This window comes from Acidaminococcus sp. HCP3S3_H5 (genome assembly GCF_052122235.1).
Classification (GTDB): Bacteria; Bacillota; Negativicutes; order Acidaminococcales; family Acidaminococcaceae; genus Acidaminococcus.
The window spans coordinates 151865-177957 of sequence record NZ_JBQKCS010000001.1; the positions used below are offsets into that span (position 1 = coordinate 151865).

25 protein-coding genes and 1 riboswitch are annotated in these 26093 nt (G+C 57.7%); of the genes, 23 read left to right on the forward strand and 2 right to left on the reverse strand.

Translation table 11 applies throughout. The features are described 5' to 3' along the window. The first annotated feature begins 271 nt into the window (after positions 1–271). From cpaB to ACTQY5_RS00860, 10 genes are all read left to right on the forward strand, one after another. Positions 272–1258 (forward strand): Flp pilus assembly protein CpaB, encoded by a 987-nt coding sequence (cpaB, locus tag ACTQY5_RS00815; RefSeq protein WP_022487383.1) that lies wholly within the window; start codon positions 272–274, stop codon positions 1256–1258. A 2-nt stretch (positions 1259–1260) separates the two neighbouring features. Then, the gene (locus ACTQY5_RS00820; protein WP_329777356.1) at positions 1261–3033 is read left to right on the forward strand and encodes a type II and III secretion system protein family protein; all 1773 of its coding nucleotides are present in this window, start codon (positions 1261–1263) and stop codon (positions 3031–3033) included. A gap of 45 nt (positions 3034–3078) precedes the next feature. Continuing rightward, entirely contained in the window at positions 3079–3894 is an 816-nt protein-coding gene (locus tag ACTQY5_RS00825; RefSeq protein ID WP_441075241.1) for an AAA family ATPase, read from the forward strand. Between the two features lie 13 nt (positions 3895–3907). Further along, positions 3908–5011: a response regulator gene (locus ACTQY5_RS00830; protein ID WP_441368654.1), complete on the forward strand. Its 1104-nt coding sequence runs from the start codon at positions 3908–3910 to the stop codon at positions 5009–5011. 72 nt (positions 5012–5083) lie between these two features. Continuing rightward, positions 5084–6049, forward strand: coding sequence for a type II secretion system F family protein (locus ACTQY5_RS00835; RefSeq protein WP_441368655.1), 966 nt, complete (start codon positions 5084–5086; stop codon positions 6047–6049). Positions 6050–6134: 85 nt separating this feature from the next. Further along, positions 6135–6353 carry a Flp family type IVb pilin gene (locus tag ACTQY5_RS00840; protein WP_281739133.1) on the forward strand — a complete coding sequence of 73 codons (219 nt, stop codon included), beginning with the start codon at positions 6135–6137 and terminating at the stop codon, positions 6351–6353. 134 nt (positions 6354–6487) lie between these two features. Next, positions 6488–6919 (forward strand): TadE/TadG family type IV pilus assembly protein, encoded by a 432-nt coding sequence (locus ACTQY5_RS00845; RefSeq protein WP_012938532.1) that lies wholly within the window; start codon positions 6488–6490, stop codon positions 6917–6919. Positions 6920–6970: 51 nt separating this feature from the next. Continuing rightward, on the forward strand, positions 6971–8371 hold the full coding sequence (locus ACTQY5_RS00850) for a CpaF family protein (RefSeq protein WP_012938531.1): 1401 nt from the start codon (positions 6971–6973) through the stop codon (positions 8369–8371). Positions 8372–8373: 2 nt separating this feature from the next. Then, positions 8374–9303, forward strand: a complete 930-nt coding sequence (locus ACTQY5_RS00855) for a type II secretion system F family protein (protein ID WP_012938530.1) — start codon at positions 8374–8376, stop codon at positions 9301–9303. A gap of 494 nt (positions 9304–9797) precedes the next feature. Continuing rightward, complete coding sequence (locus ACTQY5_RS00860; RefSeq protein ID WP_022487374.1) at positions 9798–10154, forward strand: DUF192 domain-containing protein; 357 nt, start codon at positions 9798–9800, stop codon at positions 10152–10154. 43 nt (positions 10155–10197) lie between these two features. Here the strand turns inward: ACTQY5_RS00860 and ACTQY5_RS00865 are convergent, their stop codons facing one another. Together ACTQY5_RS00865 and ACTQY5_RS00870 are read right to left on the reverse strand one after the other, a co-directional pair. Beyond that, positions 10198–10860: a methionine ABC transporter permease gene (locus ACTQY5_RS00865; RefSeq protein WP_154488370.1), complete on the reverse strand. Its 663-nt coding sequence runs from the start codon at positions 10858–10860 to the stop codon at positions 10198–10200. Further along, the gene (locus ACTQY5_RS00870; protein ID WP_302158357.1) at positions 10850–11887 is read right to left on the reverse strand and encodes a methionine ABC transporter ATP-binding protein; all 1038 of its coding nucleotides are present in this window, start codon (positions 11885–11887) and stop codon (positions 10850–10852) included. The genes ACTQY5_RS00865 and ACTQY5_RS00870 overlap by 11 nt, the downstream gene beginning before the upstream one ends. Positions 11888–11959: 72 nt before the next feature. Further along, positions 11960–12070: riboswitch (SAM riboswitch) on the reverse strand. 1075 nt (positions 12071–13145) lie between these two features. Here ACTQY5_RS00870 and ACTQY5_RS00875 point away from each other — a divergent pair. The 13 genes from ACTQY5_RS00875 (at position 13146) to glmM (ending at position 25883) form a co-directional block, all read left to right on the forward strand. Next, a complete protein-coding gene (locus ACTQY5_RS00875) occupies positions 13146–14009 on the forward strand; it encodes a LysR family transcriptional regulator (RefSeq protein ID WP_441368656.1) in 864 nt (287 codons plus the stop codon). Positions 14010–14124: 115 nt separating this feature from the next. Continuing rightward, positions 14125–16071, forward strand: a complete 1947-nt coding sequence (locus ACTQY5_RS00880; protein ID WP_308664663.1) for an oxidoreductase — start codon at positions 14125–14127, stop codon at positions 16069–16071. Positions 16072–16309: 238 nt separating this feature from the next. Further along, the gene (locus tag ACTQY5_RS00885; RefSeq protein ID WP_022487858.1) at positions 16310–16612 is read left to right on the forward strand and encodes a YerC/YecD family TrpR-related protein; all 303 of its coding nucleotides are present in this window, start codon (positions 16310–16312) and stop codon (positions 16610–16612) included. Further along, positions 16609–17784: an ATP phosphoribosyltransferase regulatory subunit gene (hisZ, locus tag ACTQY5_RS00890; protein WP_154488366.1), complete on the forward strand. Its 1176-nt coding sequence runs from the start codon at positions 16609–16611 to the stop codon at positions 17782–17784. Before ACTQY5_RS00885 ends, hisZ begins: the two co-directional genes overlap by 4 nt. Before the next feature lie 12 nt (positions 17785–17796). Then, positions 17797–18447 carry an ATP phosphoribosyltransferase gene (hisG, locus tag ACTQY5_RS00895; protein WP_279127284.1) on the forward strand — a complete coding sequence of 217 codons (651 nt, stop codon included), beginning with the start codon at positions 17797–17799 and terminating at the stop codon, positions 18445–18447. Continuing rightward, entirely contained in the window at positions 18444–19793 is a 1350-nt protein-coding gene (gene hisD / locus ACTQY5_RS00900; RefSeq protein WP_441368657.1) for a histidinol dehydrogenase, read from the forward strand. The genes hisG and hisD overlap by 4 nt, the downstream gene beginning before the upstream one ends. A 205-nt stretch (positions 19794–19998) precedes the next feature. After that, positions 19999–21150, forward strand: a complete 1152-nt coding sequence (locus ACTQY5_RS00905; RefSeq protein WP_288311372.1) for a pyridoxal phosphate-dependent aminotransferase — start codon at positions 19999–20001, stop codon at positions 21148–21150. A gap of 17 nt (positions 21151–21167) precedes the next feature. Next, complete coding sequence (gene hisB, locus ACTQY5_RS00910; RefSeq protein WP_279127281.1) at positions 21168–21755, forward strand: imidazoleglycerol-phosphate dehydratase HisB; 588 nt, start codon at positions 21168–21170, stop codon at positions 21753–21755. Position 21756: 1 nt separating this feature from the next. Continuing rightward, on the forward strand, positions 21757–22371 hold the full coding sequence (hisH, locus tag ACTQY5_RS00915) for an imidazole glycerol phosphate synthase subunit HisH (RefSeq protein ID WP_154488362.1): 615 nt from the start codon (positions 21757–21759) through the stop codon (positions 22369–22371). Further along, the gene (gene hisA, locus ACTQY5_RS00920; RefSeq protein WP_302157912.1) at positions 22368–23096 is read left to right on the forward strand and encodes a 1-(5-phosphoribosyl)-5-[(5-phosphoribosylamino)methylideneamino]imidazole-4-carboxamide isomerase; all 729 of its coding nucleotides are present in this window, start codon (positions 22368–22370) and stop codon (positions 23094–23096) included. Before hisH ends, hisA begins: the two co-directional genes overlap by 4 nt. Positions 23097–23099: 3 nt before the next feature. Then, complete coding sequence (hisF, locus tag ACTQY5_RS00925; RefSeq protein WP_441368658.1) at positions 23100–23858, forward strand: imidazole glycerol phosphate synthase subunit HisF; 759 nt, start codon at positions 23100–23102, stop codon at positions 23856–23858. After that, positions 23855–24505: a bifunctional phosphoribosyl-AMP cyclohydrolase/phosphoribosyl-ATP diphosphatase HisIE gene (gene hisIE, locus ACTQY5_RS00930; protein WP_022487849.1), complete on the forward strand. Its 651-nt coding sequence runs from the start codon at positions 23855–23857 to the stop codon at positions 24503–24505. The genes hisF and hisIE overlap by 4 nt, the downstream gene beginning before the upstream one ends. Positions 24506–24539: 34 nt before the next feature. Further along, the gene (gene glmM, locus ACTQY5_RS00935; protein WP_441368659.1) at positions 24540–25883 is read left to right on the forward strand and encodes a phosphoglucosamine mutase; all 1344 of its coding nucleotides are present in this window, start codon (positions 24540–24542) and stop codon (positions 25881–25883) included. The last annotated feature ends 210 nt before the right edge of the window (positions 25884–26093 follow it).

Here is a 26093-nt window from a genome sequence, read left to right on the forward strand (position 1 = left end):
AGTAGTTTACATAGCAGTCAAAACTTATTTCATTATATACGATTGTTGGGAAAGAAGGAAGGGGGAGAGAGGTGGGCGGGGTTCCCGGCGGGCGAAGATCTTTCACACACGGTTGATCAACTAAAAAGTGGTATAACTGGTGTAAATGTGATAAAATATAAAGAAATATTCACAAATCCGGGCTGTGGACGGGTTGTGACAATACATGACTGGATAGGGACGAAGGAAGGGAAGTTTAGTCCTTTTTCTGGGGGAACCGAGGGGGAACGTCGTGAAAAAGCTGGAGAAACTCACTGAAATCATCGAAAAAATGTCGCCCCGGAAGCTGCTGCTTCTGTGCGGATCCGCAGCACTGGCTGTGTTCCTGCTGCTGTATGTGATCCTGTCCGCCCTGTTTCCGGACCAGAACAACGGAAAGGTAGCGGCAGGGAATGTAACCGTGGTGGAAGCGGCCCGGGACATCGCGCCCCAGACCGTCCTTACTGACGATATGCTGAAAACCGTGGAAGTGCCCGCCAACCTGGTGCCCGCCGGTGCCCTGACGGACAAGAAACAGGCCCTGGGCAAGAAAACCGGTATCGACCTGTTTGCCGGGGATATCCTGACGGAACGGAAGCTCACCTCCCACGGGGGTGGCTTTGTAGGGATGATTCCCGATGGGATGCGGGCAGTTTCTTTCGGGGTCAATGACGTGACCGGGGTCTCCGGCTTTGCCAAACCCGGGGACAAAGTGGATATCCTGCTGGTGACGGACAAGGAAGGGAACGGGATCGTTTCCAAGACCCTGCTGAAGGATGTACTGATCCTGGCAGTGAACAAAAGCTCCGACCGGCCCCAGGGTACCACTACCCAGACCAGCGGCAGCAACGGGAAACAGACCATGCCCAACGGCAGCCAGCCCACAGGGAACACCGGCAGCACCGGATCCATGGGGACGCCTTCTGTAGTGACCGTGGCCCTGACTCCCTATGATGCAGCCAAACTGATCGGCTCCTCCCGGATCGGCCAGCTCCAGATGATGCTCCGGCCGGCGGACGGCTCTGCCGAAGACAAATCCATTGGATATTATGTGATCCCTCTGCCCAACAGCCAGGCCAGCGCCCCTGCGCCGGCACCGGCACCGGCTGTCCAGCGTGACTATACGCCCCGGCCGGCTCCCCAGGCACCGGCAGCTCCTTCCGGAGACGGTGGGGGAGATGCTGACGGACTGTCGGGAATTGAAGTCATCCGGGGAACCAGTGCTACCAGGGGGAAATGAACATGATCAATTACAGTAAACGCATGGGCCTCCTTGTTACGGCGGCCATTCTGGGAATGACGGGACAGGCGTTGGCTGCCACCACCCTGAGTGTGGCGGTGAACGGGTCCCGATATATGGAAGCCTCCGGGATCACCCGGCTGGCGGTGGGGAATCCGGAAATCGCCGATGTACGGCTCCTTTCTGGGAACGATTTCCTGCTGGTGGGGAAAAAGCCCGGCTCCACCACCCTGCTGGTGTGGAGCGACAACGGCCGGGAAGAATACAATGTATATGTATCCGGCAGTGATGCAGGGACGGCCCAGGCCATCCAGGAAGCCATCGGCTATCCGGAGATCCAGGTACAGATGATGAACGGCAAGGTGCTGCTCCGGGGCCGGGTCCAGAACCAGTATGAACACGATTCCGCCATCAAGGTGGCCCAGATGTATCTGGGCAGCGGGGGCGGCAGCACGTCCACCGCTCAGGCGGGAGGAAAGGAAGGCACCGCAGCCCAGGGAGGAAGTACCGATTCCAACATCATCGATATGCTGGATATGACCGAGCCCACCCAGGTGCGGCTGGTAGCCCAGATCATCGAAATCAACACCTCGGCGGAAAAAGACCTGGGGATCCAGTACTGGTCCCCCACGTTGGGAGACAGTACGACCGGTGACAGCAATTCCTCGGATATTACCAGGGGGACGCCCGGTCTGTTCTACGCCGGGGAAAACTTCTACAAACAGCGGGGGAGCTTCGGCTGGTTCGGCAGCCATCTGTCCAACCTGAACGCTTCTCTCCAGGCCCTGGTCACCAGCGGCAAGGCCCGGATTCTGTCCCGGCCTTCCATTACCACCATGAGCGGTCAGAAGGCCAAGATCCTGATCGGGGGCCGGATCCCCATTCCCACCTCTGCCGGTGACGGGCAGATCGCCATTGACTGGCGGGATTACGGGGTGAAGCTGGACATCGAGCCGGTGGTGGACGCGGACAACAAGATCACCTCCAAGGTCCATGCGGAAGTATCCACCCTGGATTACGGCCACAGTGTGAAGGAAAACGACTTTTCCATTCCGGCCATTGCGTCCCGGGAAGCGGAAGCCATGATCAACGTCCGCTCCGGCATGACCATGGCCATCGGGGGCCTGCTGAATTCCGAAGACAGCAAGTCCGTTTCCAAGATCCCGCTCCTGGGGGATATTCCCATTATCGGCCAGTTCTTCAGGCATACTTCCACCACCCGGGATAACCGGGAACTGCTGATCCTGATCACCCCGCTCCTGGTAGGGGACGATTCCCCGGTATCCATGAGCCAGCGGATGAAGGAGAATTACGAGGCGTCCGAACGGTATGAACGGAATGCGGAAAAAGTGGATGTAAATACCCCTGTGAAACCGGGGAACGACAAGCAGGAACGGGATATCTGGGGCGGCCGTCCGGAAGAACATCCTGATACGGAGATCCTGGAAGAAAAGAAAGCACCGGAACCGCCTTCCCGGCTGCTGAAGACCACCGACGAAAAGGGCGAAACGGTGCTGGTGCCTCTTTCTGAAGATGATTACCAGCTGCGGAAAGAAAACCTGAAAGTGGTAGGGGTTGAAAAGCCCAACGGGGAAATCCAGCTGGACGAACCGGAAGCCCGGGAAGCAGAGAATAAGGGCCGGAATACCGGGAAAGAACCTCTGCTGGTGGAAAAGAAGAAGCCGGAACCCCGGCGGACCACCAGCTTTAGGGAACGGGTCCGGAAGCTCCAGCAGGAGTACCGTGACCAGTGGCAGAATCCCACCCGGCCCTGAATGATTGCATGATAAAGAACCAGAAACAGCAGGAGGCTTGAAGCTATGGAAGGCAGGAAAGGGACCCTATTTACGGTTTTCAGCACGGCCTATGCCGTGGGCAAAACGCTGCTGGCCATCAACATTGCAGCGGAACTGGCCCGGCAGGGACTGAAAGTGTGCCTGGTGGACCTGGATCTTCAGTTCGGGGATGTGTGCTATTATCTGAAGCTGAACCCGGAACGGACCATTGCAGACGCCCAAAAATCCATGGAAAAGAATCCCAAGGATACGGTGGCGGTGGAATACCTGACCCGGTACCAGGAAGGGAACACCGGGTTCGATGTGCTGGCCAATCCCAAACTGCTGGAAGAGGCCTACAACATGGACAACAATATCATCAAATCCCTGGTGCTCCAGCTCCAGCTGGAATATGATTATGTGATCCTGGACACCACCTCCACTTTCAGTGCTTTGAATCTGTCCATAATGGACCTGTCCACCCTGATCAACTTTGTGGGGATCGTGGACTTCATTCCCACCATCAAGAACATGAAGCGGGGATCGGATACCCTGAAGGAACTGGGATATGACGACAGCAAGATCCGCTATGTACTGAACCGGAACAATGCCAAGACCCGGATCGATGTGGAGGATGTGGAATCCATCCTGGGGAAGCATTTCGATTATGTGCTGCCCAATGACTTCCAGACTGCCCAGGAATCCATCCGCACCGGAGTGCCCTGTATTTTGGGCAGCCGGCATACCCTGCTGGCCCAGGGAATGGCTTCCATGGTGGATGGGTATGTGCATCCGGAAAACGAAGCCCGGGACAGCCGGGGGGACAATTCCGGCGGCTGGCTGAGCCGTATCTTTTCCTGAGGAGGCATGAACCGTGGGTTACAGAACCGTCCTTATAGAAGAAAACCAGGTGATGCAGGAGCGGCTTTCCAGCGTCATCCGGAATACGCCGGGGTTCGAGCTGAGCGCCCGGTACCGGAATGCGGGGGATGCCCTGGGACAGATGCAGGCCTTCAAGCCGGAACTGATCCTGCTGGATATCGACCTGGACCGGAACAGCACTCTGCTGCCGGACCTTAAAAAAGCCTATCCCCATACGGTGATCATCGGCATGAGCCGCCGGTGGGATGCAGAGGCCCAGTCCCGGCTGCTCCAATCCGGGGCCGGGGGCTTTATGGTGAAGCCTTTTTCCGGAGAAGAACTCCAGGAAACCCTGAAGAACCTCCAGAACACTTCGGCTTCCAGAAATTCGGAAGTGATTGCCTTCTTCAGCCCCAAGGGGAAAAGCGGGAAAACCACCCTGATTGCCAACCTGGGGGCGGCCCTGGCCCAGCAGACCGGGGAACCGGTGGCCATCATCGACGGAGATCTCCAGTTCGGGGATATGGGGGTGTTCTTCAACCTGACCCCCCAGAGCACCATTGTGGAGGCCATCCGGGATATTTCCTTCCTGTCTCCGGTTACTTTAAAGTCCTATTTCGTCCCGGTGAATGAGGAACTGTCCGTACTGTGCGGGGCGGCCAAACCGGACCTGGCGGAAACGGTGACCATGGAAGGCATCACCAGCCTGATCGAAATGGCCCGGGGAATCTTCCGGTATGTGCTGGTGGATCTGTCTTCGGGATTTTCCGATGTGGCCTGCACTGCCTGCGAACTGGCGGACAAGACCCTGGTAATGGCCATGGTGAACGGGGGCTACGAAGTGGAGCATATGAAACGGGCCCTGGAGATTTTCAAGGCCTGGGAGGATTGTGACCGGCGGGTGAAGCCAGTGTTCACCCGGGTGAATCCCTGCACGGAAGAAGACCGGAAGGAATTTTCCCAAGCCTTGGGCTTCCCAGTGTTCCAGGTGCTGCCCAACGAATATCTGGCAGTGTCTTCTGCTGCGGACAACGGCCGGCTGCTGCTCACCCAGGCCCCGGAGAATCCCTTCTCCCAGGCGGTGGAGCAGATGGCCGGGACCATAAAAAACTGGTGAATTTTCTTCCATCTTGACAGTTGTGAACAGGCTCATCCATGGTATAATACAGATAGAAAGGAGTAAAAAAGCATGATTGGTCTGGTAGCTCTGCTTTTTGCCTTTCTGTTCTTCCTGGGGCTTTACGCCGGTCTTTCCGTCTATATCCAGCGGCGGCGGGAAGTGTCCCAGCGGATCCAGCAGTATGCAGGATACACTCCTGCAGAGGTCCGTCGGGCAGGCTTTTTGGAAATCCTCCGGACCAGGTTCCATGAACTGTTTGCGGAACGGGTCCGGCGGCCAGGACGGCCCTGGAATCGGAAAAAACTGGACCTGATGATGATCCAGGCCGGGCTGCCCCTGTTGGGGAATGAATACCTGGCCATTTCCGGGGGCTTTGCGGTGCTGGTGTTCCTGGTGACGGCCCTTATGGGCCGGAGCCTGGTGACCGGGCTGCTGGGAGGCATCATGGCCATCTTCGGTTCCCTGATCTTCCTGAAAAGGCGGATCAGCCGCCGGAAGGAAGCCTTTGAACGGCAGCTGGCGGATTGCCTTACCCTGGTATCCAACTCCCTCCGGGCCGGGTTCTCATTTCTCCAGACCATGGAAATCATCTCCCGAGAAATGCAGCCTCCTATGTCCACGGAATTCGCCAATGTAATGCGGAACACGGCCCTGGGCCGGACCGTGGAGGATGCTCTCCAGGAAATGGACCAGCGGGTGGGGAACGAGGACTTCTCGTTGGTCATCACCGCCGTATTGATCCAGCAGCAGGTGGGGGGCAACCTGGCCACCATCCTGGATACCATCCGGGAAACCATCAGCGAACGGATCCGGCTCCGCCGGGAAGTGGGGACACTGACGGCCCAGGGAAAACTTTCCGGAATTGTGCTGACCTGTATTCCTGTGGCTTTAGGATTGTTTTTTGCCATAAGTTCTCCGGAATACCTGAAACCCCTGCTGACCACCAGCATTGGCAAAATGGCCATTGGGGCAGCCGTGGTGATGGAAATCATTGGCTACCTGATTATCAGCCGGATCGTGGACATCAAGATTTAACATGTCCCCTGAATTTTGGTAAAAAGGGACTTTCCCTTTTTATAAATACTGCAATTGTACAAACTTACTCAAGGAGGTGAAAACTATGATTACCATGGCAAAGATGATGTACGATATGTACATTAAACCCCGTCTGGGTGAAAAAGGCCAGGACATGGTGGAATATGCCCTGATGCTGGCCATCATCGTTGGGATTGGCTGGCTGATTTATCAGCAGACTAACCTGGCTGGTCAAATCAACAATGTATTTAACAATGCCGGCAACCTGATGACAGAGGCAGCTAAAAACTCTAAAGGGCAATGATCTATTGATTGTCGCATTGGTTTTACAGCCAAAGAACTCCTGCTCTTGCAGGAGTTCTTTCGAAAGGGCGTCAGCTCCGGCTGGTGCCTTTTCGAAAGAACAGTAGAAAAATAACAACGAAAGGGGGAACCACCATGAAACGGCAAAGGGGACAGGATATCATCGAATTTGCCATTCTGGTCCCTCTTTTTTTTCTCATCCTGCTTGCCATGTGTGCTTTCGGGATGTTCTTCAGTGATTACATCACCTTCAACAATGTGGCCCGGTCCGTGGCCCGGGAGGCGGTGGTCCGGGAGCCCGGGGACAACTGGGACAATGTGCGGAACCGGAACTTCGACGAATACAAAACTGTGGGGAACCTGTACAATCTGACCAGTGTGGACAACATCACCATCCAGCAGACTACGGTGGATGGGTCTCCTTCGGTGACGGTGACGGTGCAGGCCCCCATCAAAACCCAGGGGGCTTTCTTTTCCAACCTGGCCTGGGCAGGGCTGCTCCAGGGCAGCGACCTGAAGACCATGAAGGCTACCTACACCATGTACGACGAAAATCAGCAAAAATAAGAAATGAACCGCCGGATCCGGGGACCTGGCGGAAACAAGGGGGATACGGCGTTGAAACTGCTGGAACGGCTGGGACGGAAAACTGAACAAGGCAAGCCCGAGGTCCGGGAGAATCCCATATTTGCCGGACGGGCGGCAGATGCCCGGGAAGAAGAATACCAGAACCTGAAGGTTACCGTCCACCGGGCCATTGTGGATGAAATGAGTGCGGAACAGCAGCGGGTACTGGATTCTGCCACCCACAGCCGCCAGGAAATCGAAAATGTGATTTCCGGCTATGTCCAGCGGGTGCTGGAGCACAATCCCTTTGTGGTGCCCCGGGGGGAACGGGCCCGGCTGGTATCGGACATCTGCGACGAAATCCTGGGCCTGGGGCCCATCGAACCCTTCCTGAAGGACGACAGCATCACCGAAGTGATGGTGAACGGGCCCAAGAAGATCTATGTGGAACGGATGGGGAAACTCCACCTTACGGGAGCCCAGTTCCACGACAACAATCATCTGATGGCCATCATCGACAAGATCGTCACCCCCATCGGCCGGCATGTGGATGAAGCCTCGCCTCTGGTGGATGCCCGTCTCCAGGACGGCAGCCGGGTGAACGTGGTGATCCCGCCTCTTTCCCTGATCGGCCCCTGTGTGACCATCCGGAAATTCTCCCGGACGCCACTTTCTGTGGAGAATCTCATATCCTTTGGCACTTTGTCGGAAGAAATGGCCATTTTCCTCCGGGCCTGCGTGAATGCCAAACTGAATGTAATGATCAGCGGCGGTACCGGTTCCGGTAAAACCACCACCCTGAACGTGCTCAGTTCCTTCATCCCTCATGATGAACGGATCGTGACCATTGAAGACGCGGCGGAACTGCGGCTGGAACAGCCCCATGTGGTGACCCTGGAAGCCCGGCCTGCCAACATTGAAGGCAAAGGGGCCGTGACCATCCGGGACCTGGTGAAGAACTCCCTGCGGATGCGCCCGGACCGGATCATCGTAGGGGAAGTCCGCGGGGGCGAAGCCCTGGACATGCTCCAGGCCATGAATACGGGCCACGAAGGGTCTTTGACCACCGCCCACGCCAACAGCCCCCGGGATGTACTGTCCCGTCTGGAAACCATGGTGCTCATGAGCGGCCTGGACCTGCCGGTACGGGCCATCCGGGACCAGATTTCTTCGGCTCTGGACCTGATCATCCATCAGGAGCGGATCCAGGACGGATCCCGGAAAATCACCTATATTACGGAAGTCCAGAAGATGGAAGGGGATGTGATCGTCCTCCAGGACCTGTTCCGGTATGTCCAGACCGGGTTTGACGAAAGCGGCAAGGCTCTGGGGGAATTCCGTCCCACCGGGCTCCAGCCCCAGTTCCTGAGCAAGTTCAAATCTCACAATGTGGAATATCCGGCCTTTATGCAGAAGGCCCGGCCGGGGATTGACTGGGAAGAAGGTGACTGACCATGCTGGCACTGTCTCTTTCCATTGCCTTGGCGCTGTTCTTCTATCTATCCCTGTCGGTGCTGGCCCTGAAGAAGATCCAGGGCGAAGAAGTGAAGCGCCGGCTGGAAACCTTCCGGGAAGAAGAAAAGCCCCAGGAAGCAGAGGACAATCCCAATGACCTGAAGAAGATCCCCCTGTACCAGCGGACCATTGGCCGGCTGCTGGCCCAGGCCATGGACTTTTTCTCCAAATTCGCTCCTTCAGCCCTGCCCCAGATGATGGAACAGCGGATCATCCTGGCCGGGAAGCAGGGGATCTGGAAGCCCCGGACCCTGGTGGGCATCTGGTTCGTTTCCATGATTTTCTGGGGGTTCCAGGGGTTCCGGTACACCACCGGCCATCCCATGAGCACCTTCGGGGGCCTTGTATTGATCTGGGGATGTCTGCTGTTCGGAGCCATGCTGCCTTTCGGGGTGCTGAACCATATCATCCGGAACCGGCAGACGAAGATTATCCGGCAGCTGCCGGATGTGCTGGATCTGCTGTCCATTTCCGTCCAGGCCGGTCTGTCGCTGGACGGGGCCATGCGAAAAGTGGTGGAACGGATGGAAGGCCCTCTGATCGATGAATTCCGCCGGATGCTCCGGGATGTGCGGATGGGCATGACCCGCCGCCGGTCCATGCAGCTGATGGCCAGGCGGTGTGATGTGCAGGATGTGTACCTGTTCGTCATGTCCGTGGTCCAGTCAGAACGGCTGGGAGCTTCCATGTCCGATACCCTGGTGATCCAGGCGGACAACATGCGGGACCTGCGGAGACAGCGGGCCAGGACCCAGGCCATGAAGGCACCGGTGAAGATGATCTTCCCCCTGGTGTTCTGCATTTTCCCCGCCATATTCGTAGTGGTCCTCCTGCCGTCGCTGATTTCTCTGATGCAGGGGATGAAATGAGGGGGCTGAAGCAGAAGGAGGGAACCCGCGGCAGGCGGGTTCCTATGAAGAAAAACGCAGCGGGGGCTGCTAACCCACCACCATCCTGCGGCTGGTCCCCCGCCCTTGAAAAGGGCGGATATAAACTTGGGACGTAAAGTCCCTCGTTTTAAGGCTCACAGGTTTCGTACTGGTGGCCAAAAGCAATGGGCGTCAGCCCGAGCGTATATCCGCCCTTGAAAAGGGCGGATAAAAACTTGGGACATAAAGTCCCTCGTGTTAAGGCACACAGGTTTTGTACTGGCGGCCAAAAGCAATGGGCGTCAGCCCGAGCGTATATCCGCCCTTTACAAGGGCGGGGGACCGTTGCGCTTGCGCAATGGTGGTGGGTTAGCAGCCGTACGGCTGCGTTTTTGTTCAAAAGCATCTGCCTCTGGCAGATGGTATCCTTTTGCTGCTGACTATTGACTGCAAGCTGGGCGCTGCTTTCAGCAGCCCTCCAAGGAGAATCCAAATTGTCCAACCATGAAACCTGGTCCTTCGGGGACCGTTCCCAAATACAAATTGATGTGGAAATCGCCGACACCTGGTGGGGACGGTTCCGGGGGCTTATGCTGCGGAAGCCGCTGCCTCCGGCCGCCGGCCTGTGGCTGAACCCCACCAACAGCATCCATATGTGCTTCATGAGATTTGCCATCGATGCAGTGTATTTCAACAAAAATATGGAAATCGTGAAAATCGTCCGGAACCTTCATCCGTGGCTGGGCCTTTCCGCCTGTTTGAAAGCCAGTTCCGTACTGGAACTGAAAGCAGGAGAGGCAGAGCGGCTGGGGCTGAAAGTAGGATTGCAGGCCGCAGGCCGCGAGCCGTGAGTCCCGGGCAAAAAAAATCCCACCCTCGAGGGGTGGGATTTTTTTATTTGATCTTCGTCTTGTTCAGCTTCGCCGAAATCTTGTTCCCTATGGTCTGGACCAACTGGACCAGGGCAATCAGGACGATGACCGTGGCCACCATGGTATCCGCCTGGAACCGCTGGTACCCGTAACGGATGGCCAGGTCACCCAGGCCGCCGCCCCCCAGGGCACCGGCCATGGCGCTGGAACCGATCAGGCTGATCACCGCCAGGGTGATGCCCAGCACAATGGAATGCATGGCTTCCGGCAGCAGCACCTTCCAGATGATCTGGAGAGGGGAGGCCCCCATGCTCTGGGCCGCTTCGATGACCCCGGGATCCACTTCCAGCAGGGAGGATTCAATGATCCGGGAAATGAACGGAGTGCAGGAAATGGTCAGAGGCACGATGGCGGCGGTGGTGCCGATGGAAGACCCCACGATGATCCGGGTGATAGGGATAATGGCCACCATCAGGATGATGAAGGGCACGGACCGGAGAGCGTTCACAATGGAGCCCAGGGTCTTGTGGAGAGCCGCATTTTCCTTGATGTGGCCTTTGCCGGTAATGGTCAGGATGACCCCCAGGGGAATCCCGAACAGAGAAGCAATGGCGGCGGACAGGGCTACCATGTAGAGGGTTTCGCCCAGGGCCTTGATCAGCAGATGGATCATATTAGGAGACATAACCGATCACCTCGTCTTTCACTTTTCTTTCGTGGAGGTAATCCAGGGCTTTTTTCAAATGGTCCTCGTCCCCTTCCACTTCAATGAGCAGGGTCCCGAAGGGAGTATCCTGCAGGGTTTCAATGTTGGCCGTCAGGATGTTCACATTGGTGTCGTATTCCTTGATCAGCACGGATACAATGGGTTCTCCGGCGCTGTCCCCGATGAAGCTCAGGCTCACCAGGGCCTTGTCCCCGGCTTTGTAGTCCTTGTGGATGTCCAGCTTCTTGACGAAATCAGGCAGGTCGTTGTGCTGGATGCTGGCCACGAATTCTTTGGTGGTGGCTTTCTGGGGATTGGTGAAGATGTCCACCATGGACCCCTGTTCGATGATCTCCCCGTTTTCGATCACGGCCACCCGGTCGCAGATTTCCTTTACCACGTTCATCTGGTGGGTGATCATGACAATGGTGATGTGGAGCCGTTTGTTGATGTCCCGGAGCAGGTTCAGGATGCTTTCGGTGGTCTGGGGATCCAGAGCGGAAGTGGCTTCATCGCAAAGCAGCACCTTGGGGTCGCTGGCCAGGGCACGGGCAATGCCCACCCGCTGTTTCTGGCCCCCGGACAGCTGGCTGGGGTAGTGGTCCGCCCGGTCTTTCAGGCCCACCAGGTCCAGCAGGGGTTCCACCTTCTTTTGGATGGCGGCTTTGTCCATTCCCTGGATTTCCAGAGGGAAGGCAATGTTGCCGAATACGGTGCGGCTGGACAGCAGGTTGAAATGCTGGAAGATCATGCCGATGTTCTGCCGGGCCTTCCGCAGCTGTTCCTCGCCCAGGGCGGTCATTTCCTGGCCGTCCACCATGACTTTGCCGCTGGTGGGCTTTTCCAGCATGTTGATGCACCGGACCAGGGTGCTTTTGCCGGCCCCGGACAGGCCGATGATGCCGAAGATCTCGCCTTCGTTGATGGTCAGATTGATATCCTTCAGGGCATGCAGGTCCCCTGAAGCCGTATGATAGACTTTGTCAATGTGCTGGAGTTCTATCAAGGGGGTTCACCTCCGTAAAAAATAAAAATTCCTCTTCATCAGCAATGAAGAGGAATCAGATTGGCTCACTCATCTTCATCTTTCAGGCCACGCCTGATGGACTTAGCACCGTTCAGCCGGCCAAAGCCGCTGATGGTTGCCGTAACTTCATAGGGCCAGTCCCTCCGTTACTCTGGATGAATTCTGTGCGTATTAAATGATACCGTATAAAGTACAGTTTGTCAATGGGAATTGGGGCATAAGTGCAGAGTAAAGAGTGAAGAGTAAAGAGCAGGGGCCCGTAGAGGTCGCACAACCGGCGGCTCGCCAGATGTACGAATCTCTGACCCCAACGATGTAGGGGGTTGCCGAAGGCAAACCCGTCCCGGCCGCCCAGAGGGCAAAAACTTCTATACCCATACACCCGCGAGGGCTCTCCGCCGGGAGGGCAGACCCGTTCGTCCCTGGCGGGAGGCTCACAGCCTATCGCCTTGCCCTAACGGTCAAAGGCAGCGGCTACGGACCAGGAAGCCGGACCCTATCGCCCGCGTGCTCCACCCCAGGAGCGACAACACCCGATGTTGTCCCGCCGACTCCTCCTGGGCCTGCCCTCCCGGCTCCCGGAGAATCGATGTATACTCGTACAAAGTACCAGCAAGGCCGGAGGCCAAGTCCGCCCTGCAGGGGCGGGGGACCGGGCTTGCCCGGTGGTGGGGGCATGAGGTCCTGAAAGGACCGAATACCTTGACGGTGGTACGGGCTCATCAGCTGGGAATGCAGCAACGAAAACTGAAATCATCATATTCCTGCTCCTACCATACGCTTTCTTGTTTTCGGCCGGTCCTGCAAAATATCGGCTGTCGCCGATGCCCCCACCACCGTGCTCCGCACGGTCCCCAGCTACGGCATAAGCGACCGCCAACGCCGCTGAAGCGTCGGGCGCCTGCTTACGCCCCTCACAGGGCGGACTTTGGGACCGTCCTTATCACCAGTTCAGTGCTGTTCCCAACTGTCCCATGGGACTGCTGCCCGTTGGAACACCCCTTTATTAAGTTAATGAATTCTTATACAATGAAATTCACGGAAGACCTTCTCTCCTATCTGTAGTGGTGTGGTAACTAATACTATAAAGGATGAAGGTCTTCCTTTTTGCAAGTTTATAAGGGATTATTCATTTCACCGAGAACTATTTTACACTAAGACCTATCAACCACCTGTCCCCATTCCGTTGACACCCTCTTCCACCCGTGTTACAATCCTCCCAAAGGAGGGGATTGCCATGGATACCCGGGCTATCCGGTGTTTTCTGCAGGTTTATGAGAAACGGAGCATCCACCAGGCGGCGAAGGTGCTGTTTTTGACGCCCCAGGGGGTGAGCCGGATCATCGGGGTGCTGGAAGGGGAGCTCCAGGCCCGGCTGTTTGTCCGTACTCCCAAAGGGGTGGTGCCTACCCGGGAGGGGGATTATTTCTATGAACACAGCCGTTCCTTCTCCGCCCAGCTGCTCCGGCTCCAGCTGGGGATCCAGGAACTGAAGCGCCAGCAGCAGGGGCTCCGGGTGGGATTTGCCTGCGGGGTGCTCCATGTGATTTCCATCGAGAAACTCCAGGGCGCAGCGGCCCGGCACCCGGAATTCCGGCTGGAATGGGCGGAGGATTTCAACGAAAACATCCTTGAGCTGCTCCGGGAAGGGACCCTGTCCTGCGGATTCTGTGTAGGGTCCCGGGCTCCGGAAGGTTTCTTCCGCCGGGAACTGTTCCAGGCGCCGGTGGAAGCGGTGGTGTACCCGGGACATCCTCTTTATGACCGGGACAGCCTGTCCCTGGAAGACCTGAAGGGGGAGCCTCTTTTGTGTTTGAACGAGCATTTTTCCATTTACCACAATGTGGTGGAACGGTGCGGGGATTTTGGCTTTACCCCACATTTTGCAGTGAAGACCATGGAAAGCAGCCTGATTTACCAGTTCTGCCAGGAAGGCCGGGGCATCGGCATCGACGCGGCCATCCATCCGGTGGAGGCTCCTCTCCGGCAGATTCCCCTCCGGGAGACCTCCCCCTGGCAGGTGTCCTTTGTGTGCCCCCAAAACCGGGCGGAAGAACCCCTGTTTCAGGAACTGCTGGCGGTGTGCCCCCAGGGGAAATAGTCCTATCAATGATTTATTTATATCTACTGCTGTTTCTTTGCTGGACGGCAGCTTCTTTTTTATGGTAGGGTGAAAGGCGGAAAAAACTGGAAAATATTTTAGGAGGCACTATACCATGCTGCGCAAATTTCCCCATCTGTCCACCCCCATCACCATCGGCCGCACCACCTTCCGGAACCGGATCTTTTCCGCTCCCATGGGCGGTACCGATATTACCAACGACGGGTGCATCGGCCCCAAATCCACGGCTTTTTACGAACTCCGGGCCAAAGGCGGGGCCGGGGCGGTGACCGTCTCGGAACTGATGGTCCATCCGGCCACCGACGGTTCCCACGCCTATCATCTGGATGAAAGCATCCTGAATTCCCTGGCCTGCGCCACCTATACCGCCGACGCCATCCGCCGGCACGGAGCCATCCCTTCCATCGAACTGTCCCATTCCGGCCAGTTTGCCGGCACCTACATGACGGACAAGACCAAACAGCACAATCTCCACCAGTGGGGCCCCAGCGACGGGGTCCGGGCCGACGGGGTGCCGGTACGGGCTCTGACCAAAGATCTGATCGACGACATTGTGGCAGCCTACGGCCATGCCGCCAGCCTGGCCAAACGGGCGGGTTTTGAAATGGTGATGATCCACGGGGGCCACGGGTGGCTGATCAACCAGTTCCTGTCCCCGCTGTTCAACCACCGGACGGACGAATACGGGGGATCCCTGGAAAACAGGACCCGGTTTGCAGTGGAAGTGCTGAAATCGGTGCGGGCTGCGGTAGGGCCCTTTTTCCCCATCGAATTCCGGATGAGCGGGGCGGAATTTGCGGAAGGAGGCTACGGACTGGACGAAGGGGTGAAGATTGCCCAGGCCATCGAACCTTATGCGGACCTGATCCATGTTTCCGCCGGCACCTACCAGAAGACCTTCGGGATCACCCATCCCTCTATGTTCGAGGACCACGGCCGGAACGTGTACCTGGCGGCGGAAATCAAAAAGCATGTGTCCAAACCGGTGGCCACCATCGGCGGCCTGACGGATCCGGCCATGATGGAGGAAATCATCGCTTCCGGGAAGGCGGATGTGGTGTACATGGCCCGGCAGCTGCTGGCGGACCCGGAAACGCCACGGAAGATCGAGGAAGGCCGGGATGAAGAAATCGTCCACTGTCTCCGGTGCTTCACCTGTATGGCGGAACGGGCGGCCACCAGCACCCGCCGGTGCACGGTGAATCCCCTGATTGGCCGGGAGCTGGACGGGACAGAAGTCCAGCCGGCATCGGTGAAGAAGAAAGTGGTTGTGGTGGGCGGAGGCCCTGGGGGCCTGTACGCTGCCTATACTGCTGCCCGCCGGGGCCACCGGGTGATCCTGATGGAAAAAGAAGGAGAAGTGGGGGGCATCCTGAAAAGTGAGCAGGCCATTCCCTTCAAACGGGAGATGTACGAACTGGCCCATACCTACGAGCTGCTGGCCCGGAAGGCAGGGGCGGAGATCCGGCTGAACACGGAAGCCACCCCGGAAACCGTGGAGGCGGAAAAGCCCGATGCCCTGATCATCGCCGCCGGTTCCCGGCCCCTGGTGCCGCCCATCAAGGGCCTGGACGGGGACAATGTGGTGATCGTGAACAACTACTACAGGGAAAAGGACAAGGTGGGAGACCATGTGGTGGTGTTCGGCGGCGGCCTGGCCGGGTGTGAATGTGCCATCCACCTGGGACGGGAAGGGAAAAAGGTGGAAATCGTGGAAATGCGGCCCACCCTGGCTCCGGACGCCAATGTGCGCCATCGTCCCCTGCTGCTGGCGGAGATTGCCAAAACCGCCAGGGTCCATACGGGCTACAAAGGGGTAGAAGTGACCAAAGAAGGGATCCTGTGTACGGATCCCTCCGGGGCCCAGGTGCTGGTGCCCGGGGATACGGTGATCTGCGCTCTGGGCCAGCGCTCCCGGACGGATGTGGTGGATGCTTTACGGGACTGTGCCCCCTTCGTAAGAGTCATCGGAGACGCCGCCAAAGTATCCACCATCACCAATGCAGTGTACTGGGGACACTGGGCGGGGATGGATATTTAAAGGCGGTCAGCTGTCAACGGTCAGCGGCCTATGGAAAAGACCTGGTTTTTGCCAGGTCTTTTTTTAATGGAGAAAACCGGAGGCCGGGACGGGCTGGCCGGCCAAAAAAATTTTCACAAATTCAAAAAAACTACTTGCATTTATCGCATCATCGTAGTAAAGTATTAAATCAGTAAAGCGGTTGTGCCGGAACACCGGCACCGCATGGATTCCTATGATACAGAAAGGGGTTACGATCATGGTAGCCGGATTGAACGAACGGGAACTGAAACAGCTTGCCAAGGCTTTCACTCTGCTGAAGGATGTGGACGGGAGCCTGGCCTTCCTGGAAGACATCTGCACCCCCAACGAGCTGAAGGCTCTGAGCCAGCGGCTGGAAGTGGCGGTGCGTCTTCACCGGGGCGAAAACTATGCAAAGATCGTCAAAGATACGGGCGCCAGCAGCACTACGGTATCCCGGGTAAATCGCTGTCTGAACTATGGAGCAGGTGGATACCGAACCCTGATCCCCATTTTGACTGAAGGAGCTAAAGAGAAATGAGCAACAGTACTGCACTGCGGATCCCTTACGGGACCAAAGATATCCTGCCGGGGGATGCCCGGCTGAAACGGGAACTGGAAGACCGGGTGGCCGGGAACTTCCTTTCCTGGGGCTATGACGAAGCCATCACCCCCACCTTTGAATATGCCGACACCTTCGCTTTGAGCGGCGCCGGCATCAGCGACGAAAGCATGCGGTTCATGGACCGGAACAACCGGACAGTGATGCTCCGGAGCGAAATGACCACCCCCCTGGCCCGGATGGTGGCCACCCGGCTGAAGAACGACAAGGGTGTGAAACGGCTGTTCTACATTGCCAATGTGTTCCGCCATGAACAGACCCAGGCAGGCCGGCAGTGCGAATTTTCCCAGGCGGGGATCGAAATGATCGGAGCGGAAGCGCCCATGGCGGATGCGGAAGTGCTGGCCCTGGCAGTCAGCAGCCTGAAAGCTGCCGGGCTCCAGGATTTCCTGATCAGCGTAGGCCACAGCGCCTTCCTGGCCGGGCTTATGGAAGAAGCCCGGCTGACGGAAAAACAGGCGGACTTCGTAAAGACCATGATCCTCACCCACAACGCGGTGGGGCTGGAAGAAGCTGCTGACCGGTTCATCCCCAAAGAGCTGAAGGACCTGTTCCGGGAGCTCTTGTACCTCCAGGGCGGCCGGGACCTGCTGGATACTCTGGAAGGCCGGGTGAAGAACCAGAAGAGCCTGGATGCCCTGAAGAACCTGAAAGCCATCTACAAGCTGACGGAAGCCTACGGAGTGGCCCAGTACCTGTCCTTCGACCTGTCTCTGATCCGGAATTTCGACTATTACACCGGTATGGTGTTCGAAGCCTATGCCCCCCAGATCGGGTTCAACATCTGCGGCGGCGGCCGGTACGACCATATGATGGAAGCCTTCGGGGATCCGGAACCGGCTACGGGCTTTGCCCTGGGCATCGACCGGATCATCCTGTCCCTGCGCCGGGACGGCCGGTTCAACCGGGAATCCAAATGGGACATTTACGTGGCCTGGGCTCCGGGATGCCAGGAAAAAGCCATCCGGAAAGCCCTGGAACTGCGGAACGGCGGCAAGAACGTGAAGGTGGCCACCAACGCCCTGACCCCGGAAGAAGCGGCCAAGGCCTGTGCAGCCAACCGGTGTGAAGCCGTAGCATATGTAGGATAGGAGAGAACGGGAATGGATTATTTGACAATTGCCCTGCCCAAGGGAAAACTTTTCGCCAAGTCTGTGGAACTGCTGGCCAAGGTGGGCTACGCCGCGGACAATGTGGTGGAGGATTCCCGGAAGCTGGTTATCACCAATGAAGAGACCAAAGTGAAGTTCATCATCGTCAAGACCGTGGACCTGCCCACTTATGTGGAATACGGGGCGGCGGACATCGGGATCATCGGCAAGGATGTGCTCAATGAGGAACGGAAGGACATCTACGAACTGCTGGATATGGGCTATGGCGGCTGCCACCTGATGATGGCGGTACCGGAAAGCAAGGTGCTGCCGGAAATCACCGATTACGCCCATATGCGGGTGGCCACCAAGTATCCCAAGTGTGCCGCGGATTTCTTCGACAAACTGGGGATGCAGATGGAAATCATCAAACTGAACGGCTCCATCGAACTGGGGCCCATTGTGGGGCTCAGCGAAATGATCGTGGATATTGTCCAGACAGGCCGTACCCTGAGAGAAAATCATCTGAAGGAAGTGGCCACAGTGTTCCCGTCCACTGCCCGTCTCATTGCCAATAAAGTCAGCTTCAAGATGCAGTACGACCGGATCCGGAAGCTGGTAGAAGATTTGAAAGTAGTCCTGAAGGAGGAAAAACCGGAATGAAAGTCTATGATGAAAGAAAAAGCACGGCAGAAGAAATCAGCCGTCTCCTGGAAAAGAAATCTTTTGATGAAGTGAAGCTGTCCCCGAAAGTGGCGGCGGCTGTGGAAAAAATGTTCGGCCGGCCCCTGACCGCTGCGGAAGAAGTGGACATCATCGTCAACGACATCCGTGCCAAGGGGGATGAAGCCCTGTTCGAATATACCAAAAAGCTGGATGGGGCGGACCTGACCCCGGCCACCATCCGGGTGACGGAAGAGGAATTTGCGGAAGCGGAAAAGGCCGTGGATGAAAAGACCATGGGGGCCATCCGCCGGGCCATTGCCAATGTGCGGAAGTTCCATGAAGAACAGCTGCCCAAGACCTGGCTGACGCCCCGGGCCTACGGGTCCTTCCTGGGCCAGAAGATGACCCCGGTGGACAGCGTGGGGATCTACGTCCCCGGCGGTACTGCCGCCTATCCCTCCAGCGTGATCATGAACGCGGTGCCTGCCAAAGTGGCCGAGGTGCCCCGGATCGCCATGGCTGCCCCTGCCGGCCGGGACGGGAAGATGAATCCCTATGTGCTGGCCACCGCCAGGGAAATCGGCATCACTGAAATCTACAAAATGGGCGGGGCCCAGGCCATTGCCGCTCTGGCTTTTGGTACGGAAACCATTCCCAAAGTGGAAAAAATCACCGGCCCCGGGAACATTTTCGTGACCCTGGCCAAGAAGGCGGTTTACGGACATGTGGATATCGACATGCTGGCCGGCCCCAGTGAAATCCTCATTGTGGCGGACAAAACGGCGGATTACCAGTACCTGGCGGCGGACCTGCTGAGCCAGGCGGAACATGATCCTCTGGCCTGCGCCATCCTGATCACCGACGATGAAACCCTGGCCAACAAGGTGGCGGACGAAGTGGAAGTCCAGCTCCAGAAGCTGCCCCGGAAGGAAATCGCCGCCCAGTCCCTGGCAGTGCAGGGGAAAATCATCCTGGCCAAGGACATGGATACGGTGGTGGACATGGCCAACATTTCCGCTCCGGAACACATGGAAATCAACACCCGGGAACCTTTTGCCCTGGTGCCCAAGATCCGGAACGCCGGTGCCATTTTCCTGGGAGCCTATTCTCCGGAACCTCTGGGGGACTATTACGCCGGCCCCAACCACATCCTGCCAACCGGCGGTACCGCCCGGTTCTATTCCGTGCTGAATGTGGAAACCTTTATGAAGAAGACCAGCATCATCTCCTATACCAGGGAAGCCCTGGCGGAAGCAGCCGATGACATCATCGCCATGGCGGAAGCGGAAGGGCTCCAGGCACACGCCAATGCCATCCGGATCCGGAAGGAGAAGCAGCTGTAACAAGACTGTCAATGGTCAATTGTCAACGGTCAACGGCCGTTGGATAAAATTTGCCTGCAAATTTTTCTGAATGTGTATATCGTTTCCGTAGGGGCGGCAGGCCCGGCCGCCCGCCAAATCAACGTTTGTCCGTGCCTGTGGCGGGGCGCCGGGCCTGCGCCCCCTACGGTTTTACGCTGCAATCTGTCAATGAGGGGGCGCTGTTATGAGCGATTTGCTTGCCCGGGAGAGTCTGGCCCGGATCGAAGACTATCAGGTGGAAACCGTACCTGATGCAGACATTGTTGTCAATGCCAATGAAACCAACTGGGATATGACCCCGGAAATCCGTCTGGAACTGGGGACCCGTCTGGCGGAACATGCCTTTAACCGGTATCCCTCCATGCACGGGGAAGACCTGTGCCAGGCCATTGCTGACCGGCTGGGGTTCGATCCTGCCCAGGTGGCCATCGGGAACGGGTCCAGCGAACTGCTGGAGAAGGCCTGCTATGCCTTCGGAGGTGCCGGGAGGAAGATCGCTTCCGCCAATCCCTCTTTTTCCATGTACCAGACCTACGCCATCCTGGCGGACAGCCAGCCGGTGCTGTTCCCGCTGACCGCGGACGGGTTCGTGGATCCGGAAGGGGTCATCAGTTTCTGCAAGGAAGAAAAACCGGCCCTTCTGATCATCTGCAACCCCAACAACCCCACCGGCAACTTCAATCCCAAAGCTTCCATGGAAAAAATCATCCGCAGTGTGGACTGTCCGGTGATCATGGACGAAGCCTACATGGAATTTGCCGTGGAAGAGGGGAAAGAGGAAGAGGTGACCACCCTGGACCTGGTGAACCAGGTGGATAACCTGCTGGTGCTGAGGACCTTTTCCAAAGCCTACGGTCTGGCCAATCTCCGGATCGGCTACGGCATCGGCAGTGCTCCTTTGATGAAGATTTTGAAAAAGGTGCTGCTGCCCTACACGGTGAACGGGGTGTCCATCCTGGCGGCGGAACTGATGTACAGCAAGCCGGAAGTGCTCCGGCAGCGGGTGGAAGCGGTGGTCTCCGGCCGGAGATACCTGCGGGATCACCTGGAAGCCCTGGGATTCCGGGTGCTGCCCAGCGCCACCAACTTCCTGCTGGCCCTGCCGGCAGGGAAAGCTCTGGAAAGCCTGGCGGAAAAAGCCGGTGCCGGGGATCTGCCCAGCAGTGAAAAAGCCATGGCTGCCGGGGGATACCTGTTCCAGGAACTGCTGGACCGGAAGATCCTGGTGCGGAACTATTCCCGGAATCCCCGGCTGCCCGGGGGCCTGCGGATCACCGTGGGCAAAGCGGAAGAGAATCCCCAGATCATCGGGGCCATCCGGGACATCATCCAATAAACAAGGGAGGCATGGTTATGCGGCAAGGGAAAGTGGAACGGAATACGAAAGAAACTCAGATTGCTGTGGAACTGGATCTGGACGGCACTGGCAAGGCGGATATTTCCACCGGGGTGGGCTTCCTGGATCACATGCTGACCCTGCTGGCGGTCCATTCCTTCATGGACCTGAAGGTCCGGGCCAAAGGGGATCTGGAAGTGGACTGCCACCATACGGTGGAAGATGTGGGCATTGCCCTGGGACAGGCCATTGCCCAGGCTCTGGGTGACAAAAAAGGCATCCACCGGTACGGCAGCTTCCTGCTGCCCATGGATGAGGCCCTGGCGGAAATCGCCCTGGATTTTTCCGGACGGCCTTACCTGGTGTGGAATGCGGACATCATCCCCCGGGTGACCCTGGGGAACTTCGATACGGAAATGGGAGAAGATTTCTTCCGGGCCCTGGCCATGAACTGCGGCCTGACCCTCCATATCAACGTACCCTACGGGAAGAATACCCACCACATGCTGGAAGCCATCTTCAAGGGTGTGGCACGGGCCATGAGCCAGGCGGTGGCCCTGGATCCCCGGGTACACGGGGTCATGAGCAGCAAGGGGGCACTGTAATATGGACAAAGACACCATTGTGATCATCGACTACGGCCGGGGGAACCTGCACTCTGTGTACAACGGTCTTTTGAAGGTGGGGGCCAATCCGGTGATTTCCGGAGACCCTAAGGTCATCGAAGCGGCCCCCCGGGTGATCCTGCCGGGGGTGGGGTCCTTCGGGGACTGCATGGACACCATGCGGAGCCGGGGGCTGGAAGAAGCGGTCCAGGAGGCTCTCCACAGCGGCAAACCCTTCCTGGGCATCTGTCTGGGAGAACAGCTGCTCTTTGAAGGCAGCGAAGAAGCACCGGGAGTAAAGGGCCTGGGATACTTCAAGGGCCAGGTGAAAAAAATCGTCACCGACTATAAGATTCCCCACATGGGGTGGAACCGGATTACCACCGTGAATCCCTCTCCTTTGATGAAGGAGGCGGACGGGAAGTATGTGTACTTCGTCCACAGCTTCCATGCGGTGCCGGAAGATCCCTCCATTATTACCTCCGTCTGCGATTACGGAACCCAGATTACGGCCAGTGTGGGCCAGGGCAGCGTCCAGGGCTTCCAGTTCCATCCGGAAAAGTCCTCTTTCGCCGGCCTGGCCATGCTGAAAGCCTTCAAGGAGTGGAAACTATGAACATCTATCCTGCCATCGACCTGCGGGGAGGCAACTGCGTCCGGCTGGTGAAGGGCGATTTTTCCAGAGAAACAGTATACAGCACCGATCCCGGTGCCATGGCGAAAAAATGGGCCGATGAGGGGGCCAGTTGCATCCATGTGGTGGATTTGGACGGGGCGGTTGCCGGGGAAAGCCGGAACCTGCTGTCCATCGACGCCATCCTGAAACAGGGGAACATCCCCATTGAAGTGGGGGGCGGCATCCGGACCCTGGAACACATTGCCCGGCTGCTGGACCGGGGGGTCCACCAGGTGATCCTGGGGTCCGCGGCGGTGAAGAATCCGGAACTGGTGAAGGAAGCCTGTGACAAGTATCCCGGCCGAATTGTGGTGGGCATCGACGCCAAGAACGGGGACGTGGCAGTGGAAGGCTGGGAAGCCAGCGGCCACATCCAGGCGGAAGACCTGGCCCGGAAAATGGCAGAGGCAGGCGTCCGGCGGATCATCTTTACGGACATTGCCCGGGACGGCATGCTCAGCGGGGTGAACGTGGAAGCCACGGTGAACGTGGCCCGGGCTTCCGGTCTTGCGGTCACCGCCAGCGGCGGGGTGGCCAGCCTGGAAGATTTGAAAATTTTGAAAAAAAGAGAAACAGACGGCATCGAAGGGTGTATTATAGGTAAGGCGCTGTATACCGGCGCCATTGACCTTCGCCAAGCTGTCAGGATTGCGAAGGAGGCGTGAGCCATGCTGGCAAAACGGATCATTCCCTGTCTGGACGTAAAAGACGGACGGGTTGTAAAGGGGACCAATTTCGTCAGCCTCCGGGATGCCGGAGACCCGGTGGAACTGGCTTCCCTTTATGAAAAGGAACAGGCCGATGAGCTGGTGTTCCTGGATATCACCGCTTCTCTGGAAAAGCGCAAGTCCATGGTGGACACCATCGAACGGGCCGCCCGGGAAGTGTTCATGCCCCTGACTGTAGGGGGCGGCATTTCCTCCCTTGAGGACATGCGGGCGGTGCTCCTGGCCGGGGCGGACAAAACCAGCCTGAACACCGCGGCGGTCAAGGATCCCACCCTGATCACCCGGGGAGCGGAAGCTTTTGGGAACCAGTGTGTGGTGCTGGCCGTGGATGCCAAACGCCGGGGAGAAGATTCCTGGGAAGTGTACATCAACGGGGGCCACACTCCCACCGGGCTGGATGCCCTGGAATGGGTGAAAAAGGCCGTATCCCTGGGGGCGGGGGAAATCCTCCTGACCAGTATGGATGCGGACGGCACCAAGGACGGGTTCGACATTCCCCTGACCCGGAAAGTGGCGGAAGCCGTTCCCGTACCGGTGATTGCCTCCGGGGGCGCCGGCTCCCTGGAAGACTTCTACGAAGTCCTTACCGCCGGAAAAGCTGACGCGGCTCTGGCCGCTTCCGTATTCCATTACAGGAAATTCACGATCCGCCAGGTGAAGGAATACTTGCGGAGCAAAGGAGTGGACGTACGGTTATGAAAATCGATATCAGCAAGCTGAAGTTTGACGACAGGGGCCTGATCCCTGCCATTGTCCAGGATGTGAAGACGGACAAGGTGCTGATGCTGGCTTACATGAACGGCACCAGCCTGGCCCGTACGGTGGAAACCGGCTATACCTGGTTCTGGAGCCGGAGCCGCCAGGAACTGTGGAACAAGGGAGCCACCAGTGGCCACACCCAGAAGGTGTACAGCATCACCTACGACTGCGACGGGGATGCCCTGCTGGTGAAAGTGGAACAGAAAGGGGCTGCCTGCCACACGGGCAACTATTCCTGTTTCTTCAACCCGCTGTGGAACAGTGCTTCTGGAGAAAGCCTGCCTGTGGCGGACAACCGGCTGCCCCAGGTGATCAACGAACTGTACAAACAGATCGTCTGCTATCAGGAAAAACAGAAAGAGACCCGGAAGCTGCTGCCATCTCCCAGCCAGGACAAGCTGCTGACGGAAATGGGCGCCAATACCACCCGGACCATCCTGGCTTCCAAAAACAGCGATGCGGACCAGGTTGTTTACGAGATGGGGGATTTATGGTATCATTGCTTAGTGCTGTTGGCTTACCATAACATCACCCCCGGCGAAATGCTGGTGGAAATGGCAGGCCGGAAAGTGGAAGAAGAAAAATAAGCAGCAAATACCTGTAACAACCTGGAGGGCTCTGATGGCTAGAATGTTTGGAACGGACGGCGTCCGCGGCGTCGCCAATGGTCCTGTACTCAATGTGGAACTGGCATACAAGCTGGGCCGCGCTGCGGCTCTGTATTTTGGACGGGAAGTGAAGACTCCCAAGATTTTGATCGGGCGGGATACCCGTCTTTCCGGCACCATGCTGGAAAGCGCCCTGGCCGCCGGCATCTGCAGCGCCGGGGGCAATGCCCATCTTCTGGGAGTGATCCCCACACCGGCGGTTTCCTATCTGACGGAAAAGCTGGAAGCCAATGCAGGGGTGGTGATTTCCGCTTCCCACAATCCCTTTGAAGACAACGGGATCAAGTTCTTTGCCCGGACCGGCTACAAACTGCCGGATGCGGTGGAGGACGAGATCGAAGCCATCGTGAACCAGCCGGTGGATTATGCCAACACGGTGACCGGGTCCAACCTGGGCCGGGTGATCCAGGAACAGGACATGGGCATGGTGTATGTAAAGCACATTGTGGACAGCGCCGACGTGAAGCTGAACGGGCTGAAAGTGGTCATGGACTGTGCCAACGGGGCCAACAGTGAAATCGCCCCGGCCATCCTCCGGACCCTGGGGGCCCATGTGATCCCCATTTTCCATGAACCCAACGGGATCAACATCAATAACGGCTGCGGCTCCACCCACCTGGAAGCACTCCAGGCCAAGGTGAAGGAAGTGGGAGCCGACTGCGGCCTGGCCAACGACGGGGATGCGGACCGTCTGCTGGCTGTGGACGAAAACGGGGACGTGCTGGACGGAGACCAGATCATGCTGATCTGTGCCCTGGACCTGATGAAGGCCGGCAAGCTGAAGGACAATGTGCTGGTGACCACGGTGATGAGCAACGTGGGGCTGGCCAAAGCCATGAAGGAACATGGTGGCTCCACAGTGAAGACTGCCGTAGGGGACCGGTATGTGCTGGAAGAAATGCTGAAACACGACTACAAACTGGGTGGCGAACAGTCCGGCCACATCATCTTCGGAGACCTGGTGCGCACCGGGGACGGGATGATGACCGGGGTGAAGCTTTTGAGTAGCCTGGTCCGCCACAACCAGACCCTGTCCCAGCTGGGGGCACTGATGGTGAAGTATCCCCAGACCCTGCTGAACGTGCGGGTGAAGGACAAGAACGGCTGGCAGGAAAACCAGGCCATTGCCGATGTGGTCCGGAAATATACGGAAGAACTGGGGGACGACGGCCAGGTGCTGGTCCGTGCCAGCGGCACCGAACCCCTGATCCGGATCATGGCCCAGGGCCCCAACCAGGTGGAACTGGACAGCATCACCGAAGCCATTGCAGAAGTGGTGCGGAAAGAATTGGCATAAGGAAAAAGACGCTGCTGAGGCAGCGCCTTTTTTTGTCAGCTGACCGCTGATGGGGGTGCTGCGCAGGCAGCACCCCCTTTCCTGTTGACCCCATGGCAAAAACATAGTATCATAAAGTATCTGTGGAAACATGCTCTCTGGGGATACCGGACTGGAGGGCCGCCTGTTTTTGAGGGGGAACGGGCAAGGGGATTTCTGCAAATCTGGAGC

Excerpts from the sequence above, each read along its gene's own strand:
- ACTQY5_RS00820 (WP_329777356.1), top strand. The coding sequence starts at position 1,261 with ATGATCAATTACAGTAAACGCATGGGCCTCCTTGTTACGGCGGCCATT.
- ACTQY5_RS00825 (WP_441075241.1), top strand. The coding sequence starts at position 3,079 with ATGGAAGGCAGGAAAGGGACCCTATTTACGGTTTTCAGCACGGCCTAT.
- ACTQY5_RS00835 (WP_441368655.1), top strand. The coding sequence starts at position 5,084 with ATGATTGGTCTGGTAGCTCTGCTTTTTGCCTTTCTGTTCTTCCTGGGG.
- ACTQY5_RS00840 (WP_281739133.1), top strand. The coding sequence starts at position 6,135 with ATGATTACCATGGCAAAGATGATGTACGATATGTACATTAAACCCCGT.
- ACTQY5_RS00845 (WP_012938532.1), top strand. The coding sequence starts at position 6,488 with ATGAAACGGCAAAGGGGACAGGATATCATCGAATTTGCCATTCTGGTC.
- ACTQY5_RS00855 (WP_012938530.1), top strand. The coding sequence starts at position 8,374 with ATGCTGGCACTGTCTCTTTCCATTGCCTTGGCGCTGTTCTTCTATCTA.
- ACTQY5_RS00865 (WP_154488370.1), bottom strand. The coding sequence starts at position 10,860 with ATGTCTCCTAATATGATCCATCTGCTGATCAAGGCCCTGGGCGAAACC.
- ACTQY5_RS00875 (WP_441368656.1), top strand. The coding sequence starts at position 13,146 with ATGGATACCCGGGCTATCCGGTGTTTTCTGCAGGTTTATGAGAAACGG.
- ACTQY5_RS00880 (WP_308664663.1), top strand. The coding sequence starts at position 14,125 with ATGCTGCGCAAATTTCCCCATCTGTCCACCCCCATCACCATCGGCCGC.
- ACTQY5_RS00885 (WP_022487858.1), top strand. The coding sequence starts at position 16,310 with ATGGTAGCCGGATTGAACGAACGGGAACTGAAACAGCTTGCCAAGGCT.
- hisZ (WP_154488366.1), top strand. The coding sequence starts at position 16,609 with ATGAGCAACAGTACTGCACTGCGGATCCCTTACGGGACCAAAGATATC.
- hisG (WP_279127284.1), top strand. The coding sequence starts at position 17,797 with ATGGATTATTTGACAATTGCCCTGCCCAAGGGAAAACTTTTCGCCAAG.
- hisD (WP_441368657.1), top strand. The coding sequence starts at position 18,444 with ATGAAAGTCTATGATGAAAGAAAAAGCACGGCAGAAGAAATCAGCCGT.
- ACTQY5_RS00905 (WP_288311372.1), top strand. The coding sequence starts at position 19,999 with ATGAGCGATTTGCTTGCCCGGGAGAGTCTGGCCCGGATCGAAGACTAT.
- hisB (WP_279127281.1), top strand. The coding sequence starts at position 21,168 with ATGCGGCAAGGGAAAGTGGAACGGAATACGAAAGAAACTCAGATTGCT.
- hisH (WP_154488362.1), top strand. The coding sequence starts at position 21,757 with ATGGACAAAGACACCATTGTGATCATCGACTACGGCCGGGGGAACCTG.
- hisA (WP_302157912.1), top strand. The coding sequence starts at position 22,368 with ATGAACATCTATCCTGCCATCGACCTGCGGGGAGGCAACTGCGTCCGG.
- hisF (WP_441368658.1), top strand. The coding sequence starts at position 23,100 with ATGCTGGCAAAACGGATCATTCCCTGTCTGGACGTAAAAGACGGACGG.
- hisIE (WP_022487849.1), top strand. The coding sequence starts at position 23,855 with ATGAAAATCGATATCAGCAAGCTGAAGTTTGACGACAGGGGCCTGATC.
- glmM (WP_441368659.1), top strand. The coding sequence starts at position 24,540 with ATGGCTAGAATGTTTGGAACGGACGGCGTCCGCGGCGTCGCCAATGGT.